General features: G+C 70.4%; 19 protein-coding genes. 17 read left to right on the top strand and 2 right to left on the bottom strand.

Annotated features, from left to right (window positions below):
- Position 1 precedes the first annotated feature (1 nt).
- The 16 genes from GE300_RS13315 (at position 2) to recN (ending at position 17063) form a co-directional block, all read left to right on the top strand.
- A complete protein-coding gene (locus GE300_RS13315) occupies positions 2-1378 on the top strand; it encodes an L-fucose/L-arabinose isomerase family protein (protein ID WP_154447065.1) in 1377 nt (458 codons plus the stop codon).
- A complete protein-coding gene (locus tag GE300_RS13310; protein ID WP_154447064.1) occupies positions 1375-2496 on the top strand; it encodes a Gfo/Idh/MocA family protein in 1122 nt (373 codons plus the stop codon). Before GE300_RS13315 ends, GE300_RS13310 begins: the two co-directional genes overlap by 4 nt.
- 22 nt (positions 2497-2518) lie before the next feature.
- A complete protein-coding gene (locus GE300_RS13305) occupies positions 2519-3148 on the top strand; it encodes a class I SAM-dependent methyltransferase (RefSeq protein ID WP_154447063.1) in 630 nt (209 codons plus the stop codon).
- A gap of 69 nt (positions 3149-3217) precedes the next feature.
- Positions 3218-4381, top strand: a complete 1164-nt coding sequence (locus GE300_RS13300) for a peptidoglycan glycosyltransferase FtsW (RefSeq protein ID WP_154447062.1) — start codon at positions 3218-3220, stop codon at positions 4379-4381.
- The gene (locus tag GE300_RS13295; protein ID WP_325063227.1) at positions 4378-5469 is read left to right on the top strand and encodes a UDP-N-acetylglucosamine--N-acetylmuramyl-(pentapeptide) pyrophosphoryl-undecaprenol N-acetylglucosamine transferase; all 1092 of its coding nucleotides are present in this window, start codon (positions 4378-4380) and stop codon (positions 5467-5469) included. The genes GE300_RS13300 and GE300_RS13295 overlap by 4 nt, the downstream gene beginning before the upstream one ends.
- Positions 5470-5483: 14 nt before the next feature.
- The gene (murC, locus tag GE300_RS13290; RefSeq protein WP_154447061.1) at positions 5484-6893 is read left to right on the top strand and encodes a UDP-N-acetylmuramate--L-alanine ligase; all 1410 of its coding nucleotides are present in this window, start codon (positions 5484-5486) and stop codon (positions 6891-6893) included.
- Complete coding sequence (locus GE300_RS13285) at positions 6890-7141, top strand: DUF2484 family protein (protein ID WP_154447060.1); 252 nt, start codon at positions 6890-6892, stop codon at positions 7139-7141. Before murC ends, GE300_RS13285 begins: the two co-directional genes overlap by 4 nt.
- Positions 7138-7389, top strand: a complete 252-nt coding sequence (locus tag GE300_RS13280) for a DUF2484 family protein (protein ID WP_154447059.1) — start codon at positions 7138-7140, stop codon at positions 7387-7389. The genes GE300_RS13285 and GE300_RS13280 overlap by 4 nt, the downstream gene beginning before the upstream one ends.
- Positions 7382-8338, top strand: coding sequence for a UDP-N-acetylmuramate dehydrogenase (gene murB, locus GE300_RS13275; RefSeq protein WP_233416995.1), 957 nt, complete (start codon positions 7382-7384; stop codon positions 8336-8338). The genes GE300_RS13280 and murB overlap by 8 nt, the downstream gene beginning before the upstream one ends.
- 57 nt (positions 8339-8395) lie before the next feature.
- A complete protein-coding gene (locus GE300_RS13270; protein ID WP_154447057.1) occupies positions 8396-9310 on the top strand; it encodes a D-alanine--D-alanine ligase in 915 nt (304 codons plus the stop codon).
- Positions 9298-10173, top strand: coding sequence for a cell division protein FtsQ/DivIB (locus GE300_RS23695; protein ID WP_154447056.1), 876 nt, complete (start codon positions 9298-9300; stop codon positions 10171-10173). Before GE300_RS13270 ends, GE300_RS23695 begins: the two co-directional genes overlap by 13 nt.
- Positions 10170-11504, top strand: coding sequence for a cell division protein FtsA (ftsA, locus tag GE300_RS13260; protein ID WP_154447055.1), 1335 nt, complete (start codon positions 10170-10172; stop codon positions 11502-11504). Before GE300_RS23695 ends, ftsA begins: the two co-directional genes overlap by 4 nt.
- Positions 11505-11719: 215 nt before the next feature.
- Entirely contained in the window at positions 11720-13300 is a 1581-nt protein-coding gene (gene ftsZ / locus GE300_RS13255; protein WP_154447054.1) for a cell division protein FtsZ, read from the top strand.
- A 231-nt stretch (positions 13301-13531) separates the two neighbouring features.
- Positions 13532-14452 carry a UDP-3-O-acyl-N-acetylglucosamine deacetylase gene (lpxC, locus tag GE300_RS13250; RefSeq protein WP_325063226.1) on the top strand — a complete coding sequence of 307 codons (921 nt, stop codon included), beginning with the start codon at positions 13532-13534 and terminating at the stop codon, positions 14450-14452.
- Positions 14453-14561: 109 nt separating this feature from the next.
- Positions 14562-15383: an outer membrane protein assembly factor BamD gene (locus tag GE300_RS13245; RefSeq protein ID WP_325063225.1), complete on the top strand. Its 822-nt coding sequence runs from the start codon at positions 14562-14564 to the stop codon at positions 15381-15383.
- A 21-nt stretch (positions 15384-15404) separates the two neighbouring features.
- Positions 15405-17063, top strand: a complete 1659-nt coding sequence (gene recN, locus GE300_RS13240) for a DNA repair protein RecN (RefSeq protein ID WP_154447053.1) — start codon at positions 15405-15407, stop codon at positions 17061-17063.
- A gap of 70 nt (positions 17064-17133) precedes the next feature.
- Here recN and GE300_RS13235 read toward each other — a convergent pair whose 3' ends face one another.
- Positions 17134-17673, bottom strand: a complete 540-nt coding sequence (locus GE300_RS13235; RefSeq protein WP_154447052.1) for a L,D-transpeptidase — start codon at positions 17671-17673, stop codon at positions 17134-17136.
- A gap of 98 nt (positions 17674-17771) precedes the next feature.
- Entirely contained in the window at positions 17772-19145 is a 1374-nt protein-coding gene (locus tag GE300_RS13230) for an FAD-binding oxidoreductase (RefSeq protein WP_154447051.1), read from the bottom strand.
- Between the two features lie 68 nt (positions 19146-19213).
- Here GE300_RS13230 and GE300_RS13225 point away from each other — a divergent pair, with 68 nt between their 5' ends.
- Entirely contained in the window at positions 19214-19717 is a 504-nt protein-coding gene (locus GE300_RS13225) for a thioesterase family protein (RefSeq protein ID WP_154447050.1), read from the top strand.

The following is a 19717-nucleotide window of genomic DNA, read 5'->3' as shown; positions in this document are numbered from 1 at the left end:
GATGTCGCGGATCGGACTTCTGCCGCTGGGCCGGCCCACCTTCGACGTGGATTTCGCGAGCGAGAAGCTCGCAGCGATGCTGGCCGCGCTGGATGCCACCGGGCATGACCTGGTCGGCCCGCGCGAGCTGCTTTTCGACATGCAGGCCGGGCGCATGGCGCTGGCGGACCTCACGCGGCAGGGCATCGACCGGGTGCTGGTGTTGCAGGTGACCTTTACCGACGCCGCGATGGTGGTCGAGGCGGCGAACGGTTTCGACGGGCCGCTGGCGATCTGGGCGGTGCCCGAGCCGCGTCTCGGCGGGCGGCTGCGTCTCAACGCATTCTGCGGGCTGAACCTGGCCAGCCACGCGCTGGGGCTGGCAGGGCGCAGCTTCGACTGGCTCTACGCCGAACCGGAAGGTGCGAACGTCACCGCACTGCTGGCAGGGGAGCGGCCCTCGGGCAAGCTGGCACCGCAAGCGGCGACCGGGACAGGGCCAGAGGGTGAGCGCATCGCCAAGGCGCTTTCGGGCAAGCGGATCGGCCGGATCGGCGCGCACCCGGACGGGTTCGATACCTGCGCCTATGACGCGGACACGCTGAAGGCCCTGACGGGCGTCAGCGTCGATGCGCTGGAAATCCAGTCGCTGTTCGATGACGCCCGGGCACTGCCCGACGACGCCGCTGCCGGTCTGCGCGCGCAGACGGCGCAGGCGCTGCCGGATCTGGACGCGGTGGACCCGGCGGAACTCGACCGCTCGCTGCGGCTGCGGGTTGCGCTGGACCACCTGCGGGCCAGGGGCAGCTATGACGCCTTCGCGATCCGCTGCTGGCCCGAGACCTTCACCGAATACGGCGGCGCGGTCTGCGGCCCGGTCGCGCAACTGGGCGAAGCCCGCGTGCCCTGTGCCTGCGAGGCCGACGTCTACGGCGCGCTGACCCAGATGCTGCTGCAGGAGGCTGCGGGCGCGCCCGTGTTCCTGGTCGACCTCGTCGACATGGACGAAGGCGATAACACCGGCGTCGTCTGGCATTGCGGACAGGCACCGCTGTCGATGGCCGACCCGGACGAGACCCCGCACGCGACGATCCACACCAACCGCAAGATGCCGCTGCTCTACGAGTTTCCGCTGAAGCCGGGCCGTGTCACCTTCGCCCGTGTCTCCCAGGCGCACGGGCAGCCGCGGCTGGTGATCTCGGGCGGCGAGGCGCTCAAGCGCCCCAAGGCCTTCACCGGCACCTCGGGGGTGATCCGCTTCGACCGGCCCGCCGCCGACGTGCTCGACGACGTGATCGCCTCCGGCCTCGAACACCACATGGCCCTGGCCTATGGCGACCACCGGCCTGCGCTGCGGCAGGCGGCCGCCGCGCTGGGCCTTCCGGTTCTGGAGATATGACCGACATGCAGAAACGCTACGGCATCATCGGCGCCGGCATGATGGGGCGCGAGCACATGCGCAACATCGCCCTGCTGGACGGCGCCCGCGTCACCGCCATTGCCGAGCCCGACACCGAGCAGACCGGGCTGTCGATGGACCTGCTGGGCGCGGGCGCGCGCGCCTACCCGACCCACCGCGAGATGCTGGCGGCCGAGGCGCTGGACGCGGTCGTGGTCGCCGCGCCGAACCATTTGCACCTGCCGATCCTGCGCGATCTGCTGCGCACCGAACTGCCGGTGCTGTGCGAGAAGCCGCTGGGCGTCAGCGACGCGGAATGCGCCGAGATCGAGACGCTGCAGGCGCGCCGCGCGGCGCCGCTGTGGGTGGCAATGGAATACCGCTACATGCCCGCAGTCGCCCGCCTGCTGGCCGAGGTTCGCGCCGGCACCGCCGGCCGGGTGCGCATGCTGACCATCCGCGAGCATCGCTTCCCGTTCCTGACCAAGGTCGGCAACTGGAACCGCTTCAGGGCGCAGTCCGGCGGCACGCTGGTCGAGAAGTGCTGCCATTTCTTCGACCTGATGCGCCTGATCCTCGATGCCGAGCCGGTGCGGGTCTTCGCCTCCGGCGGGATGGACGTGAACTTTCTGGACGAGGAGTACGCCGGCCGGCGCGCGGACGTGCTGGACAACGCCTATGTGGTCGTCGATTTCGATGGCGGGCAGCGGGCGATGCTGGACCTGTGCATGTTCGCCGAGGGCGCCGAGTGGCAGGAGGAGATCTCGGCCACCGGAGACCGGGCGCGGCTGGACGCGCGGGTTCCGGGCCCCGCGCGCTTCGCCCCCGGCGGGGTCGAGCGCCATGGCGAGTTCGTGCTGTCGGACCGCGCCACCCGGCGCGTTACCCGCGAGGTTCTCGAGACCGACCCGCGCATTCTGCGCGCCGGCGATCACCACGGCTCGACCTTCTTCCAGCACCAGGCGTTCCTTGCGATGGTGAACGGCGGGTCGGGTCCGGCGGTCAGCGTCGAGGATGGCCGGATTGCCGTCGCCGTCGGTGCGGCCGCCGAGGAAAGCGCGCGCTCCGGTCAGCCGGTCGAGCTTTCGCGGCAGTCGAAACAGGCGCTGCGGGCATGACCGCGCGCGGCGCCCGGCACCGATGACCTTGCCGGATCCCGGCGCGCTTCGCGGTGTCTACTGCCGCCAGGCGGCGCGCTGGGACCGGGAACGCCCGAAGCGGTTGCGGATCGAACGACCGTGGATCGACCGGCTGGTCGCGGGCCTGAGTCCCGGCGCGGCGGTGCTCGACCTCGGCTGCGGCTCCGGCGCACCGATTGCGGCGGAGCTGGCCCGGCGGGGCTTCGCGCTGACCGGCGTCGATTTCGCCGCTCCGATGCTGAGGATCGCCCGCCGGAACGTGCCCGGCGCGCGGCTGATCCTGGCCGACATGCGCACGATCGATCTCGGGCGCAGGTTCGATGCCGTCCTCGCCTGGGACAGCTGTTTCCATCTGCCGCGCCGCGATCAGGCCGCGATGTTTCCGGTTTTCGCGCGCCATATGGCGCCCGGCGCGCGCCTGCTGCTGACCACCGGCCCGGCCGCGGGCGAGGTCGGCGGGCTGGTGGGCGGCGAGCCGGTCTATCACGCCTCGCTCGACCCTGCGCACTACCGGCGGCTGATGGCCGCAAGCGGCCTGATGCCGCTGCAGTTTCGGCGCAACGACCCGCAAACGGATTTCCGCACCGTCTGGCTGGCCGAAATGCTGGCCTCGGCGGTGCAAAGCGGCTAGAGTTGCGCCCATAAAGAATGGGCCGCGCGGCAGAACCGCTGGCCAGAGGCAGCAGATGGGCAGGTCGTCATGACCGAGATGGTGTACGGCGCGGTTGCCGCGAAACCGGGTGAACCGCTTTTGCCGCGCTGGTGGCGCACGATCGACCGCTGGTCGCTCGGCGCCGTCGCGGGGCTTTTCCTGGTCGGCTTGATGCTGGGGCTGGCGGCATCGCCGCCGCTGGCGGCACGCAACGGGCTGGACCCGTTCTACTACGTCTTCCGCCAGGGTCTGTTCGGTACGCTGGCGCTGGGCGTGATGGTGCTCGTCTCGATGATGTCGCCGACCGAGATCCGCCGCAAGGCGGTGCTTGGGTTCCTCGCCGCCACCGTCGCGTTGGCGCTGCTGCCGGTGCTTGGGACCGATTTCGGCAAGGGCGCGACGCGCTGGTACTCCCTGGGCTTCGCCAGCGTGCAGCCGTCGGAGTTCCTGAAACCCACCTTCGTCGCGTTCGCCGCCTGGATGATGGCCGGAAGCTACGATCAATCGGGCCCGCCGGGCCGGACACTGTCGTTCATCGTCGCCGTGCTGCTGACACTGATGCTGGCGCTGCAGCCGGATTTCGGCCAGGCCAGCCTGATCCTGGCCACCTGGGCGCTGATGTACTTCGTCGCCGGCGCCTCCATCCTGCTGCTGCTGGTCGTGGCGTTCGGGGTGCTGGGCGCCGGGCTGTTCGCCTATGCGAATTCCGAACACGTCGCCGGCCGCATCGACGGCTTCCTGTCCCCCGACATCGATCCGCGCACGCAGATCGGTTTTGCCACCAACGCGATCCAGGAGGGCGGGATCTTCGGCGTCGGCGTGGGCGAGGGCACCGTGAAGTGGTCGTTGCCCGATGCGCACACCGATTTCATCATCGCCGTCGCCGCCGAGGAATACGGGCTGCTGATCTGCCTGCTGATCATTGCGCTGTTCTCGATCGTGGTGATCCGCTCGCTGATCCGCCTGCTGCGCGAGCGCGACCCGTTCGTGCGCCTCGCCGGCACCGGTCTGGCGGTGGTGTTCGGCATGCAGGCGCTGATCAACCTCGGAGTGGCGGTGCGGCTGCTGCCGGCCAAGGGGATGACGCTGCCATTCATCAGCTATGGCGGCTCGTCGCTGGTCGCGGCCGGGATATCGCTTGGCATGCTGCTGGCGCTCACCCGCGAGCGGCCGCAGGATCATTTGTCCGAGATCATCGGGCGGGGCAGGTGACCGCGCCGCTGCTGATCATCGCCGCCGGTGGCACCGGCGGCCACATGTTCCCTGCGCAGGCGCTGGCCGAAGAGATGCTGTCGCGCGGCTGGCGGGTGAAGCTGACCACCGATCCGCGCGGCGCGCGCTACGCCGGCGGTTTCCCGCAGGCGGTGGAGCGCGTGGTGCTGCGCTCGGCCTCGTTCGCCCGCGGCGGCGCGCTTGACCGGCTGCTGACGCCGCTTCAGATCGGCATGGGCGTTCTGGTCGGGCTGTGGTCTATGCTGCGCGACCGCCCGGCCTGCGTCGCGGGCTTTGGCGGCTATCCGGCGATCCCGGCGATGAGCGCCGCCTGGGCGCTGCGCCGCCCGCGGCTGATCCACGAACAGAACGGCGTTCTGGGCCGCGTGAACCAGCTGTTCGCGCGCCGTGTCGACGCTGTCGCCTGCGGCACCTGGCCGACCGAGGTGCCCGAGGGCGTCGAGGGCCGGAACATCGGCAACCCGGTCCGCGCCGCAATCCGCAAATGTGCCGGCGCTCCTTACCATCCGCCCGGCGACGGGCCGCTGGAACTGCTGGTGTTCGGCGGCTCGCAGGGCGCGTCGGTGATGCGCAAGGTGCCCGAGGCGGTCGCACTGCTGCCGGCCGACATGCGCGGCCAGCTGGTCATCTCCCAGCAGGCCCGCGACGAGGACGCCGAAGCGGTGCGCCGCGCCTATACAGACATGGGCCTGCCCGCCGACATCCGTCCGTTCTTCGACGACATGCCTGCCCGGCTGGCGCGCGCGCAGCTGGTGATCTGCCGCTCGGGCGCCTCGTCGGTGGCGGACATCGCCGTCATCGGCCGACCGGCGATCTTCATCCCCTATGCGGCGGCCGCGCGCGACGAGCAGACCGCCAACGCGCGCGGATTGACGCAGGCCGGGGCGGCGGTCACGCTGCAGGAATCCGAGTTGACAGCCGAGACCCTCGCAAGGCATATCGCCGCGATCCTCGGCGATGCCGAACGCGCCTCGGCCGCCGCGCGCGCCGCGCAGGCGCTGGGCAAGCCGCAGGCGGCGACCGCGCTGGCCGACCTGGTCGAGCAGCTGTCCGCCCGGACCCGATAACGGAGAAGACGCCCATGAACGCGCAGACCCGCATGCCCCAGGACATCGGCCCGATCCATTTCGTGGGCATCGGCGGCATCGGCATGTCCGGCATCGCCGAGGTGCTGCTGAACCACGGCTACACGGTGCAGGGCTCGGATCTGAAGGAAACGCCGATCACCCGCCGGCTGGCCGAGAAGGGCGCGACGATCTTCATCGGGCAGAAGGCCGCGAACCTGAAGGGCGCCGAGGTGATCGTGATCTCGTCGGCGATCAAGCCGGGCAACCCGGAACTGGACACCGCGCGCAGCCTGAAGCTGCCGGTGGTGCGCCGGGCCGAGATGCTGGCCGAGCTGATGCGGCTGAAGAACAACATCGCCGTCGCCGGCACTCACGGCAAGACCACCACCACCTCGATGGTCGCCGCGCTGCTGGACGGCGGCGGCGTGGACCCGACGGTGATCAACGGCGGCATCATCCACGCCTACGGATCGAACGCGCGCATGGGCGCGGGCGAATGGATGGTGGTCGAGGCCGACGAGAGCGACGGCACCTTCAACCGCCTGCCGGCGACCATCGCGATCGTCACCAACATCGACCCCGAGCACATGGACCACTACGGCGATTTCGACACGCTGCGCGCCGCATTCCACACCTTCGTGTCGAACATTCCGTTCTACGGCGCCGCGGTCTGCTGCATCGACCACCCCGAGGTGCAGGCGCTGGTCGGCCGGATCCACGACCGCCGGGTGCTGACCTACGGCTTCAACCCGCAGGCCGACGTGCGGGCGGTGGGGCTGGGGTACGCCGACGGCAAGGCGCTGTTCGACGTGGTGCTGGCGACCGAGGGCGACGTGATCGACGGGCTGACGCTGCCGATGCCGGGGGCGCACAACGTGTCGAACGCGCTGGCGGCGATCACCGTCGCGCGGCATCTGGGCATCTCGCACGACGAGATCCGCAGGGCGCTGCAGACCTTCGGCGGCGTGAACCGGCGCTTCACCCGTGTGGGGCAGGCGAACGGCGTGACGATCATCGACGACTACGGTCACCACCCGGTCGAGATCGCCGCCGTGCTGAAGGCCGCGCGCGAGGCGACCGAGGGCCGCGTCATCGCCGTGCACCAGCCGCACCGCTATTCCCGCCTGCACGATCTGTTCGAGGATTTCTGCACCTGCTTCAACGATGCCGATGCGGTGGTGATCTCGGACGTCTACGCCGCCGGCGAGGACCCGATCGCGGGCGCCGACCGGGACGCGCTGGTCGCCGGTCTGCGCACCCACGGGCACCGCCGCGCCATCGCGCTGGAGAACGAGGCGATGCTGGCCGAACTGCTGAAGGCCGAGACCCGCCCCGGCGACATGGTGGTCTGCCTGGGCGCCGGCAGCATCAGCGGCTGGGCGCACGCGCTGCCCGAGGCGATGACCTCGGTCGCCGCCGAATGAGCTGGAGCGCGGCCCTGGGCTTTGCCTGGATCATCGCCGTGTCGGCGGTCGCGCTGATCCCCTATCCGCGGCACCGGCCCTACGCGATCGCGCTGCTGGTGCTGTTTCCGGCGCTGCTGGTGCTGGTCGCGCTGGAGCACGGCCCGCTCTGGGCGCTGGCGTTCCTTGCCGCTGCGCTGTCGATCTATCGCTACCCGGCGCGCTACCTGCTGCGCCAGGCAGTGCACCGGCTGCGGGGGCCAAGATGACCGGGCTGGCGGCGCTGATCTGGATCTTCCTGTGCTCGGCAGCGGGGGCGACGCCAAACCGCTGGCACCGGACCATCGCCTACATGCTGATGCTGGCGGTGCTGCCGATCCTGTGGCTGCTGTGGCACGACGCCGGCCCGCTCTGGGCGGCGGGTTTCTTCCTGCTGGCGCTGTTCCAGCTTCGCCTGCTGCTGATCCACTGGGCCAAGCGGCTGTACCGGCATGTACGGGATCGCGCCGATGCCTGAGCTGATCGACCGGCTGCCGCAGGTGCGCGGGCGGCTGACGCCGAACCGGCCGCTGGCCGAGCTGTCGTGGCTGCGTGTCGGCGGCCCCGCCGAGGTGCTGTTCCAGCCCGCCGATCTGGACGATCTGTCGGCCTTTCTTGCCGCGCTGCCCGCCGACGTGCCGGTGTTCCCGGTCGGGGTCTGCTCCAACCTGATCATCCGCGATGGCGGCATCAGCGGCGTGGTGATCCGGCTGGGGCGCGGCTTCAACGGCATCGCGGTCGATGGCGACACCGTGCGCGTCGGCGCCGCCGCGCTGGATGCGCAGGTCGCCAGGCGCGCGGCCGAGGCGGGCGTGGACCTGGCCTTCCTGCGCACGATCCCGGGCAGCATCGGCGGCGCGGTGCGGATGAACGCCGGCTGCTACGGCCGCTATACCGCCGACGTGGTGGCCGAGGTCACCGCCGTCACCCGCGCCGGCGAAGTGCTGACGCTGACCCCGGACCAGCTTGGCTTCGCCTACCGCTCGACGCGGCTTCCCGCCGATACGCTGATCGTCGAGGCGGTCCTGCGCGCGCCGCAGCGTCCGTGCGCCGAGATCGAGGCGACGATGCAGGAGGCGCTCGACAGGCGCGAGGCCAGCCAGCCGGTGCGCGACCGCTCCTGCGGGTCGACCTTCCGCAACCCGGCGGGCTTTTCCTCGACCGGCCGCGACGACGACGTGCACGATCTGAAGGCGTGGAAGCTGATCGACGACGCCGGCCTGCGCGGCGCGCGGCTGGGCGGGGCGCGCATCTCGCCCAAGCACTCCAATTTCCTGATTAACGAGGGTGGCGCTTCTGCCACAGACCTGGAAGAGTTGGGCGAGCGCGTCCGGGAAACTGTTCTCAAGAATTCGGGCATAGAATTAGAGTGGGAAATCATGCGGGTGGGAGAACCCCTTAAAGCTGGGGCCCCGTCCGGAAGATAACAATAACAATCCCCGAGACGGCCGTCAGAGCCGATCCGGGGCATATCGAGGCGGGTCATGTCGAGCAGGACACTTCCCCGCGTCGCGGTCCTGATGGGCGGCCCCTCGGCCGAGAGGGAGGTCTCGCTCGTCTCAGGTGCCGCGTGCGCGGCCGCGTTGCGGGACGAGGGCTACACGGTCGTCGAGATCGATGCCGGTCCGGACCTGTGCGCCCGCCTGACCGCCGAAAAGCCCGACGTCGTGTTCAACGCGCTCCATGGCCGCTGGGGCGAGGACGGCTGCGTGCAGGGCATGCTCGAATGGATGCGCATTCCCTATACCCACTCGGGCGTCCTGGCCTCGGCGCTGGCGATGGACAAGATCCGCGCCAAGGAGGCGTTCGCCGCCGCCGGCCTGCCGGTGGCCGAAAGCCGCCTGGTCAGCGCCGACGAGGCCCGCCGCGGTCACCCGATCGCGCCGCCCTATGTCGTGAAACCCTACAACGAGGGCTCCTCGGTCGGCGTCTACATCGTGCGCGAGAAGGCCAACGCCCCCGCGCAGCTGAGTGATGGCATGCCCGAGACGGTCATGGTCGAACGCTTCGTGCCCGGTCGCGAGCTGACGGTCTCGGTGATGGACGGCCGCCCGCTGACCGTCACCGACATCGTCACCGACGGCTGGTACGACTATGACGCCAAGTACAAGGCCGGCGGATCGCGTCACATCGTGCCCGCCGCGATTCCCGCCGACATCTTCGACGCCTGCATGGCCCATGCCGCAGTTGCCCACCGTGCGCTGGGCTGCCGCGGCGTGTCGCGCAGCGATTTCCGCTGGGACGAGGCCAGGGGGGCGGACGGGCTCGTGCTGCTCGAAACGAACACACAGCCAGGGATGACCCCCACATCCCTGGTGCCGGAACAGGCCGCCCACGAAGGTATCTCTTTCGGACAGCTTGTTTCCTGGATGGTGGGAGACGCCTCGTGCTCCCGGTGAAGGCGACCCGCGACCCCGCGCCGAGCCGGCTGAAGTACCGGCTGGAGCGTCTCTGGCTTCGGCCCGCCATCCGAATTTCCGTCCGCATCGGCCTGCCGCTTGCCGCTCTGGCCTTGATCGGCGTCGCGGCCGCCACCGATCCGGGTGTCCGGCAGGCGGTCGCCGACCGGGCGCAGGCGGGCCGCGACGCGATCGCCGCGCACCCGGCGCTGCGCGTCGACCGGATCGCGGTGAATGCGGTCAGCGCCGAATTGTCGGCGGCGCTGGCGCCGGTGCTGGACATCCCGCTGCCGGTCAGCTCGATGGACCTTGACCTCGACGATCTGTACGACCGCATCGCCGCGCTCGAGGCCGTCGCTGCGGCCAGCGTGCGGATCGAAAGCGGCGGAACGCTGAAGATCCAGGTCGAGGAACGAACGCCGGCCGTGCTCTGGCGGCATGACGACGGCTCGATGGAGCTGCTGGATGCGTCGGGCCGCCGCGTCGGCGGCGCGACCGGGCGCGCCGACTGGCCGGAACTGCCGCTGATCGCGGGGCAGGGTGCCGATCGCGTGACCGGCGAGGCGCTGGCGCTGCTGCGGCTGGCGCTACCGCTGTCCGACAAGGTGCGCGGCCTGGTCCGCGTCGGCGAGCGGCGCTGGAACCTGGAACTGACCACCGACGTGGTGGTGATGCTGCCGGAGACCGGCGCGCAGGCGGCCCTGGCGCGCGCGCTGGCGCTGAACGACGCGGACGACCTGTTCGCGCGCGATATCAGCCATGTCGACATGCGCGACGGCCGCCGACCGATCCTGCGGCTGAAAACACCCGCAGTCGACATGATGCGGAATCTTCGCAACCCCGAGGGAGAACGCGACGCATGAGTCACGTGTTCGAAGCGCAGCGCGCCATGCGCGGGCGCCGCGAGGCCGCCCTGCGGCGCGGCGTGGTGGCGGTGCTGGATGTCGGCACCAGCAAGATCGCCTGCCTGATCCTGCGCTTCGCGCCCGACGGCGACGAGGGCGACCGCCGCCCGACGCGGCACGGCCTGACCCACGGCGCCTTCCGCGTGATCGGCGCCGCGACCACCCGCTCGCGCGGGGTGCGCGCCGGCGCGATCACCGCGATGGACGAGACCGAACGCGCCATCCGCACCGCGGTGCAGGCGGCGCAGAAGATGGCCGGCGTGCGCGTCGATCATGTCATTGCCAGTTTCGGCGGCGGCAGCCCGCGATCCTATGGCCTGTCGGGCGAGGTCCGGGTCGAGAACGGCGAGGTCTCGGAGCTGGACGTGGGGCACGCGCTGGCCGCGTGCGACGTGCCGGACTACGGCCATGGCCGCGAGGCGCTGCACGCGCTGCCGGTGAACTTCACGCTCGACAGCCGGACCGGGCTGCGCGATCCGCGCGGCCAGATCGGCGCGCGTCTGGCCGTCGACATGCACCTGCTGACGGTGGATGCGGCGACGGTCCACAACCTGCTGCAGTGCTTCCGCCGCTGCGACCTCGAGCTGGCCGGGCTGACCATCGCGCCCTATGCCGCCGGCATCTCGGCGCTGGTCGAGGACGAACAGGAACTGGGTGCCGCCTGCATCGACATCGGCGGCGGGACCACCGGCATCTCGATCTTCGCCAAGCGGCACATGATCTATGCGGATGCGGTGCCGATGGGCGGGCATCACCTGACGTCGGACATCTGCCAGGGCCTGCACATGCCGATGCCCGCGGCGGAACGGATCAAGACGCTGAACGGGGGCGTTCTCGCCACCGGGGCCGACGACCGCGACCTGATCGAGATCCCCTCGGCGTTCGAGGGCTCCGAGCGGGACCGGCAACAGATTTCCCGCTCCGAGCTGATCGGCGTGATGCGCCCGCGGATGGAAGAGATCCTCGAGGAGGTCCGCGACCGGCTGGATGCCTCGGGTTTCGAGTACCTGCAGGGCCAGCGCGTGGTGCTGACCGGCGGCTCGGCGCAGGTGCCGGGGCTGGAGGAACTGGCCGCGCGGATCCTCGGGCGGCAGGTGCGCGTCGGCAAGCCGCTGCGCGTGCAGGGCCTGCCGCAGGCCGCGACCGGTCCGTCCTTCGCCGCCGCCGTCGGGCTGGCGCTGCACGCCTCGGCGCCGCAGGACGAATGTTGGGATTTCGAGATGCCGTCGGACCGGGTCGGCGCGCGCCGGGTGCGGCGCGCGATCCGCTGGTTCCGCGAGAACTGGTAGCACGTTCCGCGCCGCACGACCGGCGCCTTCCCGACCTGTCCGCAGGCCGTGCGCCGGTATTTCGCGTCTGCGAATCACCAGATGCGGCTTGTTCCGACTGATTCCATACAAAATCCGTGACGTCATGCGGATCATGGTTTACGTTACAGAATCAGCAGGACTACAGCGAACCGCAGCATGAAAAGCGGTCGGCAAATATACAGGCGGATACATCCATGGCTTTGACTCTCAGCATGCCCGAGCAGCATGATCTGCGTCCCCGCATCACCGTGTTCGGCGTGGGCGGGGCCGGCGGCAACGCCGTCAACAACATGATCGAGAAGAACCTGGAAGGCGCCGAATTCGTGGTGGCGAATACCGACGCCCAGGCGCTTGCGCAGAACAACGCCCAGCAGAAGCTGCAGCTGGGGGTCCAGGTCACCCAGGGCCTCGGCGCCGGCGCCCGGCCCGAGGTCGGCTCGGCCGCCGCCGAGGAATCGATCGAGACCATCGTCGACCAGCTGTCCGGCGCGCACATGTGCTTCATCACCGCCGGCATGGGCGGCGGCACCGGCACCGGCGCGGCGCCGATCATCGCCCGCGCCGCGCGCGAGATGGGCATCCTGACGGTCGGCGTGGTCACCAAGCCGTTCCAGTTCGAGGGCGCCAAGCGCATGCGCCAGGCCGAGGCCGGCGTCGAGGAACTGCAGCGCGTCGTCGATACGCTGATCGTGATCCCGAACCAGAACCTGTTCCGCCTCGCCAACGAGAAGACGACCTTCACCGAGGCCTTCTCGATGGCCGACGACGTGCTCTACCAGGGCGTCAAGGGCGTCACCGACCTGATGGTCCGTCCCGGCATCATCAACCTGGACTTCGCCGATATAAGGTCGGTCATGGACGAGATGGGCAAGGCGATGATGGGCACCGGCGAGGCCGATGGCGAGGACCGCGCGGTACAGGCGGCCGAGAAGGCCATAGCGAACCCGCTGCTGGACGAGATCAGCCTCAAGGGCGCCCGCGGCGTGCTGATCAACGTCACCGGCGGCACCGACCTGACCCTGTTCGAGCTGGACGAGGCGGCGAACCGCATCCGCTCCGAGGTCGATCCCGACGCGAACATCATCGTCGGCTCGACCCTGGATCCGGACATGGACGGCCGGATGCGGGTCTCGGTCGTCGCCACCGGCATCGATGTGGTCGAGGGTGCGCGCGCCACACCGGCGCAGACCACGGTCGCGCGCCCGTCGCGGGCCGCGGCCCCGGCACCGGCGCTCGCGCCGGCCGAAGAAACCTCCGCCGGGCCCAGCTTCATCGACGCGCAGACCGTGCGCGAGGAGCAGCCCGAGCCTGCCCCGGCGCCGCAGTCGGTCCAGCAGGAAGCGCCCGTCGCGCACCAGATGGCCGAACCGCCTGCGCCGCAGCCGGCCCCGACGCAGCCCGAGATCCGGCAGCCCGTCCCCGAGGAGATGCACGCCGCGGCAGAGCGGCGGCCCGGCGATCCGTCGCCCGAGACGCTGGCGCGGCTTCAGGCCGCCGTGACGCACAACCCGCACGGGCGCGCCCCGGAGCCCCGCCTGCAGGCCGAGCGTCGCGAACCTGCGGCGCCCCGGCACCAGCCGGCGGCCCCGGCACAGGAAGAGCAGGGCCGGTTCGCGATCAACAATCTGATCCACCGGATGACCGGCCGAGACGAGCGCGGCGCGGCGGTGCGCCATGCCCCGCAGCAGCCCGCCGCCGAGCGTCCGCGCGCCGCGGTCGAACCCGAGCGGGACCCGAACGAGATCCCGGCATTCCTGCGCCGGCAGGCCAACTGAAGCCGCCAACCCAGTAGGCGGAAAATTGCCGATGATCCAGCGGGCGTCCCCACGGGGCGCCCGTTTTGCATTGAAAACCGTTGCCTTCCGCAAGCTGTAGGAAATCGTCACATGAATTGAGTTGTTCGGACCTGACGCTGCGCCTACCCAGTCCCATGTAACGTTGTGGTAAAGCCCGGTGCCATCGGAAATACAGGCGCGATCGTGGTGTTGCGGGCGAAAGGAGAGGCCGTGCAGACGACTTTGAAACGAGAAGTCCAGCTGGTGGGAATCGGTCTCCATACCGGCCGTCCCGCGCGGATCACGCTGCGGCCGGCCGACGCGGCGACCGGGGTACGTTTCCGTCGCATCGACGTCACCGACCGCGACCCGGTGGTCGCGGCCCGCTATGTGAACGTCACCGACACCACGCTCAACACCCGGCTGACCAACGCCGCCGGCGTTTCCGTCTCGACCGTCGAGCACCTGATGGCCGCGATCGCGGGGTGCGGCTTGCACAACGTGCTGGTGGACATCGACGGTCCCGAAATTCCGATCATGGACGGCAGCGCCCGTCGCTTCGTGCGCGAGATCGTCGGCGCCGGGCTGATCAGCGCCCGCGCGCCGCTGCGCGTCTGGCGCGTCCTGCGCGAAGTCGTCCTCGAGGAGGGCGACGTCCGCGCCGCGCTGCGGCCGCACGACGGGCTGGACATCGCGTTCGAGATCGATTTCCCCGATCCCGCGATCGGCCGGCAGAGTTTCGCGCTGGACATGGCGAACGGCGCGTTCGTGCGCGAACTGAGCGACTGCCGCACCTTCTGTCGCCGCGCCGAGGTGGACTACATGCAGTCCCGGGGCCTGGCATTGGGCGGGACGCTGGACAACGCCGTGGTGATCGACGGCGCAGACGTGCTGAACCCCGAGGGCTTCCGGCGCGCGGACGAGTGTGTGCGCCACAAGATGCTGGACGCGCTGGGCGATCTGGCGCTGGCCGGGGCGCCGATCCAGGGCGCCTATACCGGCGTCAAGGCCGGCCACGGGGCGACCAATCGGCTGCTGCGCAAACTGTTCGCCACGCCCGGCGCGGTCGAACTGGTGACCTGCGATCCGGCGGTCGCGCAGCGCCTGCCGGGCTTCGGCATCCGTGCCGCCGATCTGGCCGCTGCGGTCTGAACACGGCGCGGCGTATTTGCGCTGGCCGGACTTTCCGTTCCTGCCGCAGGTGTGCTAGGTCAGATCCGGCACCGGTGCGTGCACCGGCAACTGGAACAGAGGCGCGAACGTGCACAAGTCCGCAGTCGTTTTCACCCTTCTGATCGCCTTGTCCGCCTGCGCGGGCGGCGACGGCAACCTGCCGCCGGTGGAAAGCCGCTCGGCGCAGGATCTCTACCTTGCCGCCGAGAAGGAACTGCAGACCGGCCGCCCGGTGAACGCGGGCCGCCTGTTCGACGAGGTCGAGCGGCTGTACCCTTATTCGGAGTGGGCCAAGCGGGCGATGATCATGTCCGCGTTCTCGTACTACGACGCCAAGCGTTTCGGCGAGGCGCGCGCCGCGGCCGAGCGTTATCTGGACTTCTATCCGGCGGACGAGGACGCGGCCTATGCGCAGTATCTGGTCGCGCTCAGCTATTACGACCAGATCGCCGACGTGAGCCGTGACCAGACGCTGACCTTCGACGCGTTGCAGGCCCTGCGCGAGACGATCGAGCGCTACCCCGACAGCGATTTCACGAAGTCGGCCCAGCTGAAATTCGACCTTGCCCTCGACCATCTCGCCGGCAAGGAGATGGACATCGGCCGCTACTACCTGAAGAAGAAGCACTACACCGCCGCGATCAACCGTTTCCGCGTCGTGGTGCAGGATTTCCCCACCACACGCCACACCGCCGAGGCTTTGCACCGGCTGGTCGAGGCGTACCTGTCGCTGGGCCTGACCGAGGAGGCGCAGACCGCCGGTGCGATCCTTGGCTACAACCACCGGGGCACCCAGTGGTATCAGGACAGTTACGCGTTGCTGACCGGGCAGGGGCTGACGCTGGATCCGGCCGGCGACAGCTGGCTGTCGCGCATTCATCGGCAGGTGATCCAGGGAAAATGGCTGTAGGGCAAATGGGGCGCCGCTGACATGCTGCGCGAGCTGTCGATCCGCGACATGTTGCTGATCGAGGCGCTGGACCTGACGTTCCAGCCCGGCCTGAACGTTCTGACCGGCGAAACCGGAGCCGGCAAGTCGATCCTGCTCGACTCGCTGGGCTTCGTGCTGGGCTGGCGCGGCCGGGCGGAGCTGGTCCGCCACGGCGCCGCGCAGGGCGAGGTGGCTGCGGTGTTCGACCTGGCGCCCGACCATCCCGCCAACGCGGTGCTGGACGAGGCCGGCATCGCACCGGACGACCAGCTGATCCTGCGCAGGATCAACTCGGCCGATGGGCGCAAGCGCGGCTTCGTCAACGACCGCCGCGTGTCCGGCGATGTGCTGCGGGCGCTGTCCGCCACTCTGGTCGAACTGCACGGCCAGCAGGACGACCGCGGCCTCCTGGACCCGCGCGAGCACCGCGCGCTGCTTGATGCGTTCGGCGAGCTGGACGCCCGGCGCACCGCGGTGCGGGCGGCCTGGCGGGCGCTGTCGGCCGCGCGCGCCGAGCGCGAGGCCGCCGAGGCCGCGCTGGCCGAAGCCGCCCGCGACGCCGAGTTCCTGCGCCACGCGGTCGCGGAACTGACCGATCTGGCGCCCGAGCCCGGCGAGGATGCGGCGCTCGATACCGCCCGTCGGCAGATGCAGACCGCCAGCCGGATCCGCGACGATGTCGCCCGCGCGGTCGAGATCATGGGCGCCGACGGCGCCGAGTCGCGGCTGGCCGAGGCGATCCGCTGGCTGGAATCCGTCGCCGACCGGGCCGGCGGCGCGCTGGAAGAGCCGATCGCCGCGCTGGGCCGCGCCCTGACCGAGCTGGGCGAGGCGCAGGCCGCCACCGAAAGCTTCCAGGAGCGGCTGGAGTTCGACCCCTACGAGCTGGAGCGCACAGAGGAGCGGCTGTTCGCGATCCGCGGGCTGGCCCGCAAGCACGACGTGCAGCCCGACGACCTGCCGGCGCTGGCCGAGGACCTGTCGGCGCGCCTCGCGGCGATCGATGGCGGCGAGGAGCACATCGGCCAGCTGCGCAAGGCCGAGGCCGCGGCACAGGCCGCCTATGACGCCGCGGCCGGTGCGCTGAGCGCCGCGCGCGCCGGGGCCGCGACGCGGCTGGACGCGCAGATGGCCGCGGAACTGGCGCCGCTGAAGATGGAGCGCGCGGTGTTCGAGACCCGCGTCACCCCGGCCGAGCCGGGCCCCGAGGGGCGGGACGCGGTGACCTTCACCGTCGCAACCAACCCCGGCGCCCCGGCGGGGCCGCTGGGCAAGATCGCCTCGGGCGGCGAGCTGTCACGCTTCCTGCTGGCGCTGAAGGTCTGCCTGTCCCGCCGCGTCGACGGGCTGACGATGATCTTCGACGAGATCGACCGCGGCGTCGGCGGCGCGACCGCCGATGCGGTCGGCCGGCGTCTGGCGCGGGTGGCCGATGGCGCGCAGGTGCTGGTCGTCACCCACTCGCCGCAGGTCGCGGCGCTGGGCGGGCATCACTTCCAGGTGTCGAAGGCCGTGACCGGCGAGACCACCCGCACCGACGTGCGGCCGCTCGACAGCGCCGCGCGGGTCGACGAGATTGCGCGGATGCTGTCCGGAGACCGTATCTCGGAGGAGGCGCGCTCGGCGGCGCGGGCGCTGCTGGGCGGCATCGCCGCCTGAACCCGGCCGCCGGAACGCAAGGCGCCGGCCCGAGGGCCGGCGCGTGTCGACTGCGGCGTCCGGGCGGCGCTCAGATCAGCACGACCTGCGTGCCGATCTGCGCCTGATCGTAGAGCCACTCGATCTGCGGGTTGAACAGCCCGATGCAGCCGTTCGACGAGCGGCGGCCGATCTTGCGCACGTCGTTGGTGCCGTGGATCCGGTAGTATTGCCAGCTGAGGTTCAGCGCCCTGGTGCCCAGCGGGTTCTCGGGACCCGGCGCGACGTAGGGCGGCAGGTCCGGGGTCCGCTTCAGCATGTCCGGCGTCGGGCGCCATTCCGGGGCCGGGCGCTTCAGCGTGACCTCGGTGCGGCCGCGGCGGGTCAGCTCGTCGGTCAGCGGAACGGACGTCGGGAAGATCTTGGGTTCGGGATTGTCCTCGGCCCAGTAGTACAGCACCCGCGCGTTGGTGTCGCAGAGGATGCACCCTTTTACGCGGTTGTCGAAATGGTCTTCCCAGCGATAGGTGGCCAGCCCCGACACCCGGCGGCTGAGCGTGGTGCCGGCGATGGCCGGAGCGGCCAGGCTCGCCGCCGCACCGGCAAGAAAGGTCCTGCGTAGAAGTGGCATGAAACTGCTCCTGTGATTTGCCTCGACGCTTGTTGTCTTCGGTTCCGCGCGTCGTGGCAAGACACAGGTGCTTGACCGCTAGCAGGATTCCGCCGGCATTAGCCGATCTGCACCACCTTGCCGGGGTTGAGGATGTTCTGCGGGTCCAGCGTGCGCTTGATCTGCGCCATCACGTCCCAGGCCTCGCCATGCTCGGCGGCCATGTACCGGATCTTGCCCCGGCCGACGCCGTGTTCGCCGGTGATCGTGCCGCCCATGCGCAGCGCGCGGTCGTTCATCCGCTTGGCCAGGTCCAGCGCGGTGCGCATGTCGTCCTCGTTGCCCGGCTCGGTCAGCAGGCTGGTGTGGAAGTTGCCGTCGCCGACATGGCCGACCACGGCGCCGGTGATCCGGCTGGCGTCGATGTCGGCCCGGGTCTCGGCCACCGCGTCCGCCAGCCGCGAGATCGGCACGCAGATGTCGGTGACCACCGGCTTGAAGCCGGGTTGCAGCGCCAGCATCGCGTAGTGCACCCCGTGCCGCATCTTCCACAGCCGCGTGCGCTCCTCGGGGCGCACCGACCACTGGAAGTCCGCGCCGCCGTTCTCGTGCGCCAGTCCGGCCACCGTCTCGGCCTGCTCGGCCACTGCGCTTTCCGAGCCGTGGAACTCCAGGAACAGGTGCGGCGCCTCGGGCAGACCGGCGTCGGCATGCAGGTTGAAGCCGCGCGCGGTCATCGCGTCGACGAACTCCATCCGCGCGATCGGCACGCTCATCTGGATCGTCTGGATCACCGTGTCGACCGCGCCGCGGATGTCGTCGAAACGGCAGATCGCGGCCGAGACCGCCTCGGGCTGGCCCTGCAGGCGCAGCGTCAGCTCGGTGATGATCCCCAGCGTGCCTTCCGAGCCGATCATCAGCCGGGTCAGATCGTAGCCCGAGGACGACTTGCGCGCGCGGCTGCCGGTGCGGATGATCCGGCCGTCGGCCAGCACCACCTCCAGCGCCAGTACGTTCTCGCGCATGGTGCCGTAGCGCACTGCCGTGGTCCCCGACGCGCGGGTCGCCGCCATGCCCCCGAGCGAGGCGTTGGCGCCGGGATCGACCGGGAAGAACAGGCCGGTGGCGCGCAGTTCGGTGTTCAGCGCCTCGCGGGTCACGCCCGGCTGCACCACCGCGTCCATGTCCTCGGCATGCACCGCCAGAACCTTGTCCATGCGGCTCAGGTCCAGGGTGATCCCGCCGTCGAAGGGCAGGGCGTTGCCCTCGAGCGAGGTGCCGGTGCCCCAGGGCACGATCGGGCAGCCGTGCGCCGCGCATGTCCTGACGATCCGGGCGACCTCCTCGGTGGTTTCGGGGAACGCGACACCATCGGGCAGCGTCTCGGGGAAATGCGCCTCGTTCTGCCCGTGCACCTGCAACATTGCACCGCTGGTGGCAAAACGCTCGCCCAGCGCCTTGCGCAGCTCGGTCACCGCAGCTTCAATGGACATGATCGTTCCTCCCCGGGCCTCAGTCGCGCACAACCTAATCGGTGGCAGAAGAAAGGAAAAGCCGGACCATGCAGGGCGGACACGACGGTCCCTACGCGGCGCCGCTGAGGATCGAGGGCGGCACCGTCGCGTCGGGCTGGCTCGACTACAACGGCCACATGAACGTGGCGTGGTACGGCCACGCCTTCGACCGGGCGGTGGAGCGGATCCTCGCGCGCGAGCTTGGCCTGGGCGAGGGCCGCGCCCGCGCCGAGCGGCAGGGCCTCTACGCGCTGCAGGCCTCGTTCCACTATCTGGCCGAGCTGCGCTTGGGCGAGCGGTTCGATTTCGCCGGGCTGCTGATCGATTGCGACGCGAAACGCTTGCATCTGATGCTCGAGATGCGCAAACCCGACGCAACCGTCGCGGCAACCTGCGAGCAGATCCTGATGAATGTCGACCTGAGCACCCGGCGCCCGGCCCCCTGGCCCGACGCGGCGCTGGCGCGGCTGGCGCGGATGCGCCGGGCGCACGCCGATGTGCCGCGGCCGGCGCAATTCGCCCGGCCGCTCGGGCTGCGGCGGGGGGGCTGA

Source organism: Halovulum marinum (genome assembly GCF_009697225.1).
GTDB lineage: Bacteria > Pseudomonadota > Alphaproteobacteria > Rhodobacterales > Rhodobacteraceae > Halovulum > Halovulum marinum.
This window is presented reverse-complemented; position numbering and strand designations above follow the sequence as displayed.